Genomic DNA, 12,518 nt, shown 5'->3' on the forward strand with positions numbered 1-12,518 from the left:
GGCTCGTGCCTCGACGATGCTCCGCAAAGATCACCGCCCGCTCCGCACCATCCAGATGCAACCCCCGCCGATCCATCGCAACCCCCATCACAACCTCAGCTGTTGCGCTCCATTCTAGAGGTGAAGGTTTCTTGATCTCTCGGGGTGGTGGGTCGGCCTGCGCCGAAAGGGCACGGAACGCCCCACCCTGGCTGTGCTGCGCCCGGGTCCGGGAGGGCGTTCCCGGGTGTGACGGTGGCGAAATCGAGCGCCTGCGGCGCGCGGCATCTGTCTCGGCCTTGCGCGTCGAGGACGCGCAAGACCTCGGGCGTGCCTCCGGCGGGAGTATTTGAACATGGGCAAATCAGGGGGGCGGGTGCGGTGAAGTGCCGGGGCGCGCAAGGGGCGGGGGTTCCTCCGGCAGTCGGTCAGCGAGGGCGGTTGACGGTTGCGGTGGTGGTCGCCTGGCGCGCGCCGGAGCCTGGCGGGGGGCTGGCTGAAGCGGCGATGTGGCACGACATCGGCATCGCCGTCGAGGTTGATCCGGGCCTGGGTCATGGCCTCGGTCCAGCCGCGATGGCACCCCGGATGGCGCGGACGGCAGCGAGGCGCCGGGACGGCCTTTCCCACGGCGCGCGATGCCGGCTGCGCCCGTGCCGGAGCCCTGTCACCGCATCGGGCCTGTGGCGGCGGGGGCGGGCAGAGAGCGACGCCCCGGTCAGAGCCGGGCATGCGCGCTGTCCCTTGCCGGACGGATCGTTCATGCCCGGGCAGAGCGGGAGCGTGACGGGCTGTGCTGCCGGGCCGGATACCCCCGTTCACCGGGCCGTGCCTTGACCTTTCGGGCCCTGTCGCTCAGGTTGCCGCGCACTCAACGGGCCCGGAAAGGGCGGAAGGCAGATGGCACAGAGCACGGCGCCCTTTTCGGGCTTTGAATTCATGATCGCCTGGCGCTATCTGCGCGCGCGGCGGGCCGAGGGCGGGGTCTCGGTGATGACCTGGATCTCGCTTATCGGGATCACGCTGGCGGTGTTCGCGCTGATCCTGACGCTGGCGGTGCGGGCGGGGTTCCGGGCCGAGTTCGTGGACACGATCCTGGGGGCCAACGCGCATGTGACGGTCTATTCCTCGGGCGTGGTGGGCGAGGACGGGCAGCTGATCCGGGGGTTCACCCAGCCCGAAGCCATGGCGGCGGCGATTGCCAGGGTGCCGGGGGTGACGCGGGCCGCGCCGCTCATCAAGGGCAAGCTGATGGTGTCGGATGGCGAGGACACCACGGGGGCCGAGGTCTATGGCATGAGCCCGGAGGATTTCGCGGCGATCCCGCGTATCGGGGCGGGGTCGGGGGCGATCGGCGATCTGGCGCGTTACCCGGAGGGGATTGCGCTGGGGTCGGGCATTGCGCGAGAGCTGGGGGTGACGGTGGGCGACCGGGTGCGGCTGATCTCGCCCTCGGGCGTCAGGACCGCGATGGGGACGACGCCCCGCGTGAACGCCTACGAGGTGGTCTATATCTTCACCGCCGGGCGCTATGACATTGATACGACGCGGATCTACATGCCCTTCATCGAGGCGCAGTCCTTCTTCAACAAGGAGGGCCGGGCGGACGAGATCGAGGTGATGGTGGAAAACCCCGATGCCATCGAAAGCTATGGCGATGCGATCCTGAAGGCGGCGGGGCCGGCGGCGATGCTGTGGACCTGGAAGGACAGTTCGGGCGCCTTTCTGCGCGCGCTGGACATCGAGGACAACGTGATGTTCGTGATCCTGTCGGTGCTGGTGCTGATCGCGGCGATGAACATCGTCTCGGGCCTCATCATGCTGGTGAAGAACAAGGGGCGCGACATCGGCATCCTGCGGACGATGGGGCTGACGGAAGGCAGCGTGCTGCGGGTGTTCTTCATCTGCGGGGCGTTCACCGGGGTGATCGGGACCGTGGCCGGGGTGATCCTGGGCTGCGTGACGGCGCTGAACATCGACCAGATCATGTCGGCCATCAACTGGCTGAACGGGGCGGAGGTCTGGGACCCCTCGATCCGCGGCATCTATTCCCTGCCCGCGAAGTTGCAGGCGGGCGATGTGCTGTCGGCAGTGGCCTTGTCGCTGGGCCTGTCCTTCGTCGTCACGCTCTTCCCCGCCCGGCGCGCGGCGCGGATGAACCCGGTGGAGGCGCTGCGCTATGAGTGAGATGCTGGCGCTGGAGGGCGTGGAGAAGGGTTACAACCGGGGCAAGCCGTCCGAGGTGATCGTGCTGCGCGGGGCGTCGCTGACGGTGGCGCGGGGCGAGGTGGTGGCGCTGGTCGCGCCTTCGGGGGCGGGGAAATCGACGCTCTTGCACATCGCGGGGCTTCTGGACACGCCGGACGCGGGTGCGGTGCGGCTGGACGGGCGCGCGATGGGGGGGTTGTCGGACCGCGCCCGGACCGAGGCGCGGCGGGCGGAGGTGGGGTTCATCTACCAGTTCCACCATCTGCTGCCCGAGTTTTCCGCGCTGGAGAATGTGGTGATCCCGCAGCTGGCCAACGGGGTGGCGAAGGCGGCGGCCGAGGCGCGAGCGATGGAGTTGCTGGAGAAGGTCGGCGTCGGCGCGCGGGCGGGGCATCGCCCGGCGGCGCTGTCGGGGGGCGAGCAGCAGCGGGTGGCCTTCTGCCGGGCGCTGGCCAATGCGCCGAAGCTGCTGCTGGCGGACGAGCCGACGGGGAACCTGGACCCGGCGACCTCGGATCAGGTGTTCGGGGTGCTGATGGATCTGGTGCGGGCGACGGGGCTTTCGGCGCTGATCGCGACGCACAACCTGGAGCTGGCGGCGCGGATGGACCGGGTGGTGCGGCTGGCAGGTGGCCGGGTGACCTGAATCAAGGCAGGGGTGCGCGGACCCTGCGAGCCTGCCGGGAAACGAGGGAGAGAGAGATGCGGCTTGTCCTGCTGATGGTGATGGCGGCCCTGGGCCTGGCCGGTTGCGTGGAGAAGGAGAGGGCGCCGACCGGGGCGGAGGATTACGCCAGCTATTGCGCGGCCTGCCACGGGGCGGGCGGCAAGGGGGACGGCCCGGCGGCAGCGGGGCTGGACCGCCGGCCGGCCGATCTGACGCGGCTGTCGGCGCGCAATGGCGGTGCGTTTCCGGGCACGCGGGTCATGGCGAAGATCTGGGGCTATACCGGAGGCCGGTCGGGGGCTTCGCCGATGCCGGCCTTCGGTCCGCTGTTGCAGGGGGATCTGGTGCCCTATGACGGCGGGGATGGCATCGCCTCGCCGACGCCGGTGCGGCTGGTGCAGATCGCCGAGTTCGTGAAGGGCTTGCAGGAGTGATCCGAGGGCACCTCGTGCGGCAGGGCCGCCCCTTCGCCGGGTCCCGGTCGATGGCCGGAGGGTCCCCGGTCAGCTCTTGCGGCCGTCGCGGATGAAGGGCGTGGCCTGGCCGATCCGGTCGTGAGGCCGGCGGGCGGAGGTAGCGGACCTCTGCGTCAGCCGATGGACCGCCGGAGCGTCGGCAGCGTCGGCGCGGGCATCGACCGCCTTGATCTGCGCGCGACCGAAGCAGCGGGCTGTGGGCGCGGTGAACAGGTGATGGAGAAGGCAGACCTCCTCGATCTTCCGGCCGAGGCGGTGAAACAGGGAATGCGCAAGGCCCGTCAGCCTGCCGGCCACCTCGGCCACGCGGGCGCTCAAGTCGCGCAGATCGCCGGTCCGGAGCCCGCGCCAGCAGGCTTCGTTGCCGGGGCAAAGCGGACGGGTCGGCACCTCGGGACGGCGGGTCGTCCCGGGGCACCGCTTCCTCGGTCGGGGCCGGCCTGCATTCGCGCAAGGGGCTTGGCAAGGCGCCGGAAATCCTGACTATGCCGCCGCAAGGCCGGAACCAATAGCCGGGTCAAAGCGCAGGAGGTTCGGATGACTGGGCAGATTGCAGCGCGCCTTCAGCTTGCCATGGCCGGCGCTCTGGGCGGGGCGCTGCTCTGGGCGGCTTCGGAAGCATCGCAGCGCAACTGGATCGCCGACTATCCGATGCTGATCCTGATCGGCGGGCTTCTCACCCTGTTCGCGGCCCTGTTGGGGATGGCGGGACCGATCGGCCTGGCCCGGGCCCTGCCCAGAGCGGCGGGACTGGCGGCAGTCGTCGCCGCACTCCTGGCGCTGACCATGCTGCGCTATGCCACCCCGGGCGATTTCCTTCGCGGCGTGGTGCCCGCGCTTGCGGCTCTGACCGTGGCCCTCCTGCCTGTCCCCTTCCTGATTGCCGCGGCCAGAAGCGGCTGGCGCGATTACCCGGCGCTGTTCCTGGAGGCCTGGTCGGTCCTGCTGCGCCTTGCCGCGGCGGGGGCCTTCACCGGGCTGGTCTGGCTGGTGATCTATCTGTCGGACGAAGTGCTGCGGATCGTAGGCATCCATGTGATCGGCACGCTTCTGCGGAGCGAACTGGCCATGATGCTTGTCACCGGGGCGGTGCTGGGGCTGGGCATGGCGGTGATCCATGAACTGGCCGACCTTCTGTCGCCCTATGTCGTCCTGCGGCTGTTCCGGCTGTTCCTGCCGGTCGTCCTGGCGGTGATGGTCGTCTTTCTGCTGGCCCTGCCGTTCCGCGGCCTGTCGGGCCTGACCGGAGCGCTTTCCCCCGCGCTCTTGCTGCTGACGCTGGTCGGGGGCGGGATTGCGCTGGTGTCGATCGCGGTCGATCAGTCGGACGCCGAGGCGGCCGCGAACCCGGTGCTGCGCCGTTCGGCACAGGCCATGGCGCTGATCCTGCCCGTCCTGGCGGGCCTGGCGCTGTGGGCGATCCGGCTGCGCGTGGCCGACCGTGGCTGGACGCCGGACCGGGTCTTCGTGGCGCTGGTGGCCGGGATCGGGGTGGGCTACGGGCTGGTCTATGCCCAGGCCGTGCTGCGCGGCGGGGCCTGGATGGAACGGATCCGGCAGGGCAACATCCGCATGGCGCTGGCGGTGATCGCGCTGGCCGCGCTGTGGCTGACGCCGATCCTGAACGCCGAGCGCATCTCGGCGCAAAGCCAGCTGGCGCGTTTCCTGGACGGCAGGACGCCGGTCGAGGCGCTGGATATCCAGGCCATCGGCGGCTGGGGCAAGCCGGGGGCCGAGGCGATGGCCCGGCTGGAGGCCATGGCAGCAGAGCCGGGGCAGGAGCTGCTGGCGCGGCGTCTGTCCGGCGAGGCCATCGGGCCAGGCGCGGACGAGCGCGGCGCCCTTCAGGCCGCGGTGGCGGCGGCGATGCCGGTCCAGCCGGCCTCGGCCACGGGCACGCGCGACATGCTGCTGGATGCGGCCGAGGACTACATGCTGCGCGACTGGAAACAGGTCTGCGGTGAGGGCCTGGGATCGGGCCGCGCGGGTTGCCTGATGGTGGTGGCGGACCTTCTGCCCGCGCTGCCGGGCGAGGAGGCCATGCTGTTCCTGCAAAGAGGCGCCGATTATGTCGAGATCACGGGCATCTACCTCGGGCCGGACGGCAGGGTGGTGCAGCGGATCACCGCACGCCCGGACGGCGGGTTCTTCAGCGGCGCCGAAGCGGCCGACCTGATGCGGTCCTATCAGGATGCGCCGCCGCCGTTGACGCCGGCGCTGGTGAACCAGCTGGGCACCGGCGAGACCGGATTGATGATCCAGCCATGACCCGGGACCCTTGGAGATTTCGTTAACCCATGCCCGCTAGACTGCCCGCGAATCCGTCGTCGAGGTCGGGAATGGATGCGCTGCTGCTGCGATCGGTGCAGAATTATGTGCTGGACACCTTCGGCCAGGCCCGCTGGCACGAGATCTGCGCCGCTGCCGGCCAGCCCGTTCAGACCTTCGAGCCGATGCTGCGCTATCCCTCTGGCCTGGCCGACCGGATCGCCGACATCGCCGCCGAGGTGCTGGGTCGCCCGGTCGAGGCGATCTGGGAGGATATCGGGACCTATCTGGTGACCAACCCCGACCGCGAAGGGGTGCGCCGGCTCTTGCGCTTTGGCGGGGTGTCGTTCAGCGACTTCCTGCATTCACTGGAGGAACTGCCGGGACGCGCCCGGCTGGCGCTGCCCGATCTGGATCCGCCGGAAATCCTGCTGACCGAGGTGGGACCAGACCGCTACGAATTGCGCTGCCGGTCGCCGCTGAAGGGGATGCAGCGCGTGCTCACGGGGATGCTGACGGCCATGGCCGACGATTACGGCGCGCTTTGCCTGATCGAGCCGGGGGCAGAGGACTGCATCCTGATCACCGTGCTCGACAGCCGCTATGCCGAGGCAAGGGCCTTCGAACTGGCCAGGCCGGACCCCTAGGCCATGCTGAGCGCGGCACCAACCGGACCCGGGCTTGAACTGGATGGCGCGACGCTGGCGCGGTTCATGCCGATGCATCTGTTGACCGACGCCGAGGGGCGCGCGCTGAGTTTCGGGCCGACGCTCGCCCGGGTGCTGCACGGGGCGGCGGTGCCCGGCGCGCGCTTCGAGGACCTGTTCGAGGTGCGCGCGCCCGGTGGTGCGGTCTCGGTGGCCGAAGTGCTGGAGCGGATGCCGAACCGGTTCCGGCTGGTGCTGCGGCACGGGGCGCGGGTGGGGCTGCGGGGTCTGGGCCAGCCCCTGCCGGGCGCGGGGCGCATCCTGTTGAACCTCACCTTCGTCGATCTGATCACGGCCGCCCGCGAATACGGCCTGACGGATGCGGATTTCGCCGCGACCGAGCTTGCGACCGAGGTGCTGTTCCTGGCCGAGGCGAATGCCGCCGTCACACGCGAGCTGAAGGGTCTGACGCTGCGGCTGGAAGGGGCGCGGATCGCGGCCGAGGAAGAGGCAATGACCGACCCGCTGACCGGCCTGCGCAACCGCCGCGCGGTCGATCTGGTGCTGGACCGCCTCTGCGCCGCCCAGTCGAAGTTCGGGCTGATGCACATGGACCTCGACTATTTCAAGGCGGTCAACGACAGCCTCGGCCATGCGGCGGGGGATTTCGTGCTGGAAAACGTCGGCCGGATCCTGCGCGAACAGCTGCGGATCGAGGATTGCGCGGCGCGCATCGGCGGCGACGAATTCGTGCTGATCGTCACCGGCCGGTCAGAGCCTGCGACCCTGATGGCCATCGCCAACCGGATCATCGCCCGGGTGGGCGAGCCGATGCTCTTCGACGGCCGGGAGGTCCGGGTCTCGGCCAGCATCGGCATCGTCCGGTCGGTGAACTGCCCGACCGTCGAGGCCGCCCAGCTGTTCACCGAGGCCGACCGCGCGCTTTACGCCGCGAAACATGCCGGCCGGGGCCGGGCCGTCCTGGCCGACTGACGCGACGGACTGACGGATCAGGCCGCGCCCTCGGGCCGCGGAAGCAGCCAGAGGGCGGAGGGCGGCAGCGACACCGTCACCTCCTGCCCGGGAGAGAGGGGCAGTCCCGCCTCGGGCGCGACCAGGGCCTGAAGCGCGAACCCCTCGACGCCCAGATCGACGCGGGTCTGGGTGCCGAGGAAGGTCACCGCCTGCACCCGCGCAGGCAGCGGGTTCGGGCCGGGTCCAAGCCGGATGGCCTCGGGCCGGATGGTCAGCAGGCCCGGTCCCTCCGGCAGTCCCGGCGCCAGGTCAAGCGCCCCCAGCGCACAGTCGAACCGGCCGCCTCGGGCCTTGCCGGGCAGGAAGTTCACCCCGCCGAAGAAGCGCGCCACCGCCTCGGAGGCGGGGCGGCGGTAGAAGGCCTCGGGCCGGTCATGCTGGACGAGGCGACCGTCCAGAAGCAGCGCGATCCGGTCGGCCAGCGCGACCGCCTCGGCCTGGTCATGGGTGACGACAAGGGTCGTGATGCCGGTCTCGCGCTGGAGATCGCGGATCAGGCCGCGCATCTCGTCGCGCAAGGTCGCGTCGAGGCTGGACAGCGGCTCGTCCAGAAGCAGCACCTCGGGCCGCAGCACCAGCGCCCGGGCCAGGGCCACGCGCTGGGCCTGCCCGCCCGACAGCTGCGCCGGCCTGCGGTCGGCAAGGTCGGACAGGCGGACGCGCGCCAGCATCGCCGCGACGCTGGCGGCGATCCGGTCGGGTGCAAGGCCGCGCATCCTGAGGCCGAAGCCGACATTGCCGGCCACGGTCAGATGCGGAAACAGCAGCGGGTTCTGGAACACCATCGCCACCCCGCGTCGTTCCGGCGGCAGGTCGCGGATCGAGCGGTCGTCCAGCCGGATGTCGCCGGCATCGGGGGCGATCAGGCCGGCGATCAGCTTCATCGTGGTGGTCTTGCCCGACCCGGAAGGCCCCAGAAGCGCGGTCAGGCTGCCGCTGGCAACCGTCAGGTCCAGCCCGTGCAGCGCGGCCTGCCCCGCCCCGGCATAGCGTTTCGCCAGTCCCTTCAGCGTCAGCCGGGTCACGGTCGCAGGCCCTGGGTCAGCGCCGCGCCGCGCCCCGTCACCTGGCGGGCGGTCAGGATCAGCACCAGAAGCCCGGGCAGGATGTAGATCAGCGCGATCGCCCCGGTGATGTCGTTCCGTCCGGCGCTGGAGAAGCTGAACATCAGAAGCGGCAGGGTCTGCACCTTGCCCCCGCCGATGGCCAGCGTCAGCAGATATTGCGACCACGAGACGAGGAAGGCGAAGAGGCCGGCCGTCATCAGTCCCGGGAGGATCGCGGGCAGGGTCACGCAGCGGAAGGTCTGGAAGGGCGTGGCGCCGAGGGTCCGGGCCTGGGCCTCGAGCTCGGGGTCGAGGCGCGCGAAGACGGCGGCCATGACCAGCGTCATGTAGGGCAGGACCGGGACCAGATGGGCAAGGATCACCCCCGCCACCGTGCCGGTCAGGCCAAGCCGCAGGAAAACCCCATGCAGCCCGAAGACCACGGCGATGGCCGGCAGGACCGCCGGGGCGAGGAGGAGGAGCGTCACGATCCCCTTGCCGCGAAAGCGGTAAAGCCCCAGCGCCCGGCCGGCCGGCACACCGACCAGCGCGGCGATGAAGGTCGTGGCCAGCGCGATCAGCGTGGTGAGCGCGAGGCTCTCCAGCACGCCCGAAGCGGGGTCGAGCGCATGGGCCCAGGCCCGGCCCGACCAGGCCTGCGGCAACAGATGCGGAAAGCGCCAGCCCTGCGCGACCGACCAGAGCGCCAGCGGCACCAGCGGCAGGATCAGGGTCCCGGCGAGGGCAAGCCCGGCCAGAAGCCGCAGGCGGTCGGCGCGGCGCGGGTCAGGGCGCATCATTCCCCCCCCTGCCGCACAGCGCGCGCGACCAGTGCCAGCAGGGCAAGGCCGATGGCGGCAATGACGATGGACATGGCCATGGCCTCCGGCCGGGTGGCAAGGTCGGTGTCGGTCCAGGCCTGCCAGGCCAGCACGGGCAGGGCCTTGGGGGCGTGCTGGCCGAGGATGAGCGGCACCTCGTAGGCGCCGAAGGCGAAGGCGAAGACCAGCGCCGAGGCCGCCGCCAGACCGGGGGCCAGCATCGGCAGAAGCACATGGCGGAAGGCCTGCCAGCGTGTCGCGCCCAGCGAACGGGCGACGGATTCGTGATCCTCGCCAAGTGTTTGCAGGTTCGCCAGCAGGATCAGCGCGATGAAGGGCACTTCCTTCCAGACGTAAAGCAGGATGATGCCGATGGCGAAGGGGTCGTTCACCAAGACCGGAAAGTCCGCCGGCCCCGCGATCAGCCCGGCGGCATGGGCCAGCCGCGCGAAGGCGCCGGACTGCGACAGAAGGTAGAGGATGCCGATGGCGCCCACCACATGCGGGATGGTCAGGTTCAGCTGCACGAGGAAGCTGATCAGCGCACGGCCGGGAAAGCTCTGGCGCAGAAGCAGGGCGGCCACAAGCGCGAGGATCGCGGCCAGAACGGTCGAGGCCGAGGCGATCCAGAGCGACAGGCCCAGCGAGCGCAGGAAGCCGGGCGAGGTCAGGATCGCGGCATAGGCGCCCAGGTCGGGCTCGGTCAGGCCCAGGGCGGGGAAATAGCGGAACGAGCGCAAGAGCGTCAGGCCGAGGCCGGACAGGAACAGCCCGCCCAGCAGCAGAAGCGCGGGGGCAAGCAGAAGGGCGATGCGGGTGCGGTCGGTCACGCGGGGCCTTTGCAACGAAGTTGCGACAGCTTGCGCGAGGCCGGGGCCGCGGGCAAGCGGGGCGGCGCGTCGTTCGCCTTCGGCTTCTTCTTGCCGGGGCCTGCGACGAGAAGCCGAAGGCGCACGAGGAGCCCTGCGGTCAGTTGCCCACCTTCTCGGCCCAGCCCTTTTCCAGCGCGATCAGCCAATCGGCCTGAAGCTCCGGGAGGGCCGCCTTTGCCAGTTCGGCGGCGGGCACCACCGAGGGATGCCCCTTGATCGCGGCAAAGCCTGCCTGCACCTCTGCCGAAGTGCGCGCGATCTCGATGGCCGGAGCGGCGCCCCAGACCTCGGTCTTCGCCTTCTCCAGCTGCGCCTCGCCCGACAGAAGCAGGTTCTGCACCACCATCGCCGCCGCCTTGTTCGGCGCATTGAACGGGATGAGCGTGTAGTTGGTGTTGCCGATGGTGCCCGACGCCAGCCCGAAGGATCGCGTGGTTTCGGGCCAGCTGCCCGCCTGCACCGCCAGGCCGAACTGCGCGGGGTCGTAGTTGAAGCTGAAATCCACCTCGCCATTGGCGAAAAGCTCGTTCAGCTGGGTGATCGAGGTCGGATAGGTCTGCCCCCCGCGCCAGAGGAAGGGCTCGATCTCGTTCAGGATCTCCCAGGTGCGGGCCGACACCGTCTCGAAGGTCGCGGGATCGAAGGGGCCGAGCAGGTCGTCGGGCCCGCCTGCGGCATGGATGAACACATGGCGCAGGAAGGCGGATCCGGTAAAGTCGGGCGGGGCGGGATAGGTGAAGCGGCCGGGGTTGGCGCGGATCCAGTCCAGCAGGGCCGCCATGTCGGCAGGGGGGGCCGGGACCACGGCGCTGTCATGGGCGAAGGCGAACTGCACGGTGTTCCAGGGCACCTCGCAGCCGTCCACCGGAACACCGAAATCATTGGCGATGGCGGGGTTGTCCCAGTCCACCAGCGCGTTGTTGGGCAACAGGTCGGTATGGCCGCAGAAGGCCAGCCCGCCCTGCTTCATCGACCGGAAATTCTCGCCGTTGATCCAGATCAGATCGACGCTGCCCGCATCGGTGATGCCGGCCTCCTTCTCGGACAGGATCAGGTTCACGATCTCGGCCGCGTCGGTGATCGGCACGCGGTTCAGGGTGATGTCGTATTCGGCCTTCAGCCTGTCGGCGACATAGCCCGAGACATAGGCGTTGATCATGTCCGACCCGCCCCACATGAACCAGTTGACCGTGCCGCCGCGCGCCTCGGCCTCGATCTGGTCCCAGGTCATGGCTTTCAGCGCCTCGCCGTCGGCGGTGTCGGCAAGGGCGGCGGAGGAAAGAAGAAGCAGGACGGACAGGGAACGCAGCATCGGAAGCCTCGGTTGCAGGGTCGCGTCCATCAAATCCGGCGCGACCGAAAAATCCAGTCACATGGCCGTTGGTCGATTGTAACGGAAGTGGCAGCCCGTAGGGGAGTCGAACCCCTCTTCCCAGGTTGAAAACCTGGTGTCCTAACCGATAGACGAACGGGCCACTGCCGCGCCAGATAGCCGCCGGCGCGAACAAGCGCAAGGGGTCAGCCGTCGATCCGCGCGGCCATGATCGCGATGGCCTGCTGATAGACCTTCGCGGCGTTCCATTCCTTGATGACGGCGAAGTTCGGCTCGCCCTCCTGATAGCCCTGGCCGGGTTTCCAGCCCTTGCGCCGCAGGAAGTTCGCCGTCGTCGCCAGGGCATCGGCCTGGTTGTAGAGATCGATCACCCCGTCGCCGTTGCCATCGACGCCGTAGGTATAGGCATTGCCGGGCAGGAACTGGGTATGACCCAGCTCGCCATGCTTTGCGCCGATGGTGTTGGCCGAGATCATGCCCTTGTCCACCATCTTCAGCGCCCCGATCAGATGCGGGCGGAAGAAATCGGACCGGCGGCAGTCGTAGGTCAGCGTGGCGATGGCCGACACGACATTGGTGTCGCCCATGAAGCCGCCGAACCCCGTCTCCATCCCGTGGATCGCGATCAGGATGCCGGCCGGCACGCCGTAGGCGGCCTCCAGGCTGGCGTAGAAGTCCGCGTTCCTGGCCTTGCGGCTGCGGCCCTGCTTGACGATCGTGTCGGCACCGCGGACGCTGAGAAACTTGTCCAGGCTGTACTTGAAGCTTTTCTGGTTCCGGTCCGCCCCGATCGTGGCCTTGGAATAGGACGTCGCCATCAGCGCGTCGATGCCCCGCTTGCCGACGCCTTCCGCCTTCGCCTCGGCGGCCATCTCGGCCTTCCAGGCCTCGTACTGGCCGCCGGTGTCGCTGCACCGGGCAGCTTCGGCGGCGAAGGGCAGCGCAAATGCGATCAGTGCAATGGCAGTAGGCGGCAACAGCTTCACTTCAGGCACCTTTCCGAAGAATTTTTGCCAGTCTATTCAACGAGGCGAAACAATCAAGCGTGGCGACCCGAGCGATTCGCCGGCCGGTCTGAAATGTCGGTGAAGTGGCAGCCCGTAGGGGAGTCGAACCCCTCTTCCCAGGTTGAAAACCTGGTGTCCTAACCGATAGACGAACGGGCC

General features: G+C 69.5%; 12 protein-coding genes and 2 tRNA genes. 6 read left to right on the forward strand and 8 right to left on the reverse strand.

The features are described from left to right. Positions 1-879 precede the first annotated feature (879 nt). Genes G8O29_RS17415 through G8O29_RS17425 form a run of 3 tightly spaced genes read left to right on the forward strand, consistent with a single transcriptional unit; the run spans position 880 to position 3,288 of the window. Entirely contained in the window at positions 880-2,166 is a 1,287-nt protein-coding gene (locus G8O29_RS17415; RefSeq protein ID WP_166404488.1) for a lipoprotein-releasing ABC transporter permease subunit, read from the forward strand. Continuing rightward, the gene (locus G8O29_RS17420) at positions 2,159-2,833 is read left to right on the forward strand and encodes an ABC transporter ATP-binding protein (protein ID WP_166404489.1); all 675 of its coding nucleotides are present in this window, start codon (positions 2,159-2,161) and stop codon (positions 2,831-2,833) included. Before G8O29_RS17415 ends, G8O29_RS17420 begins: the two co-directional genes overlap by 8 nt. A gap of 56 nt (positions 2,834-2,889) precedes the next feature. Next, entirely contained in the window at positions 2,890-3,288 is a 399-nt protein-coding gene (locus G8O29_RS17425; RefSeq protein WP_166404490.1) for a cytochrome c, read from the forward strand. A gap of 69 nt (positions 3,289-3,357) precedes the next feature. Here the strand turns inward: G8O29_RS17425 and G8O29_RS17430 are convergent, their stop codons facing one another. After that, on the reverse strand, positions 3,358-3,648 hold the full coding sequence (locus tag G8O29_RS17430) for a hypothetical protein (RefSeq protein ID WP_166404491.1): 291 nt from the start codon (positions 3,646-3,648) through the stop codon (positions 3,358-3,360). Positions 3,649-3,867: 219 nt separating this feature from the next. Between G8O29_RS17430 and G8O29_RS17435 the strand changes: the two genes are divergently transcribed. From G8O29_RS17435 to G8O29_RS17445, 3 genes are all read left to right on the forward strand, one after another. Continuing rightward, a complete protein-coding gene (locus G8O29_RS17435) occupies positions 3,868-5,598 on the forward strand; it encodes a DUF4153 domain-containing protein (RefSeq protein ID WP_166404492.1) in 1,731 nt (576 codons plus the stop codon). A 71-nt stretch (positions 5,599-5,669) separates the two neighbouring features. Continuing rightward, entirely contained in the window at positions 5,670-6,245 is a 576-nt protein-coding gene (locus G8O29_RS17440; RefSeq protein WP_166404493.1) for a heme NO-binding domain-containing protein, read from the forward strand. Positions 6,246-6,248: 3 nt separating this feature from the next. Further along, positions 6,249-7,238 (forward strand): GGDEF domain-containing protein, encoded by a 990-nt coding sequence (locus G8O29_RS17445; protein WP_166404494.1) that lies wholly within the window; start codon positions 6,249-6,251, stop codon positions 7,236-7,238. A 17-nt stretch (positions 7,239-7,255) separates the two neighbouring features. Here G8O29_RS17445 and G8O29_RS17450 read toward each other — a convergent pair whose 3' ends face one another. From G8O29_RS17450 to G8O29_RS17480, 7 genes are all read right to left on the reverse strand, one after another. Beyond that, a complete protein-coding gene (locus G8O29_RS17450; protein ID WP_166404495.1) occupies positions 7,256-8,305 on the reverse strand; it encodes an ABC transporter ATP-binding protein in 1,050 nt (349 codons plus the stop codon). Further along, positions 8,302-9,123, reverse strand: a complete 822-nt coding sequence (locus G8O29_RS17455) for an ABC transporter permease (RefSeq protein ID WP_166404496.1) — start codon at positions 9,121-9,123, stop codon at positions 8,302-8,304. Before G8O29_RS17455 ends, G8O29_RS17450 begins: the two co-directional genes overlap by 4 nt. Further along, a complete protein-coding gene (locus G8O29_RS17460; protein WP_166404497.1) occupies positions 9,123-9,977 on the reverse strand; it encodes an ABC transporter permease in 855 nt (284 codons plus the stop codon). Before G8O29_RS17460 ends, G8O29_RS17455 begins: the two co-directional genes overlap by 1 nt. Positions 9,978-10,116: 139 nt before the next feature. Continuing rightward, complete coding sequence (locus G8O29_RS17465) at positions 10,117-11,331, reverse strand: ABC transporter substrate-binding protein (RefSeq protein WP_166404498.1); 1,215 nt, start codon at positions 11,329-11,331, stop codon at positions 10,117-10,119. An 88-nt stretch (positions 11,332-11,419) separates the two neighbouring features. Next, positions 11,420-11,494, reverse strand: a tRNA-Glu gene (locus G8O29_RS17470). A gap of 43 nt (positions 11,495-11,537) precedes the next feature. Beyond that, complete coding sequence (locus G8O29_RS17475; RefSeq protein ID WP_166404499.1) at positions 11,538-12,338, reverse strand: lytic murein transglycosylase; 801 nt, start codon at positions 12,336-12,338, stop codon at positions 11,538-11,540. Between the two features lie 105 nt (positions 12,339-12,443). After that, positions 12,444-12,518 (reverse strand) — tRNA-Glu (locus tag G8O29_RS17480).

It is taken from the genome of Rhodobacter calidifons, assembly GCF_011174775.1.
Taxonomy (GTDB): domain Bacteria; phylum Pseudomonadota; class Alphaproteobacteria; order Rhodobacterales; family Rhodobacteraceae; genus Tabrizicola; species Tabrizicola calidifons.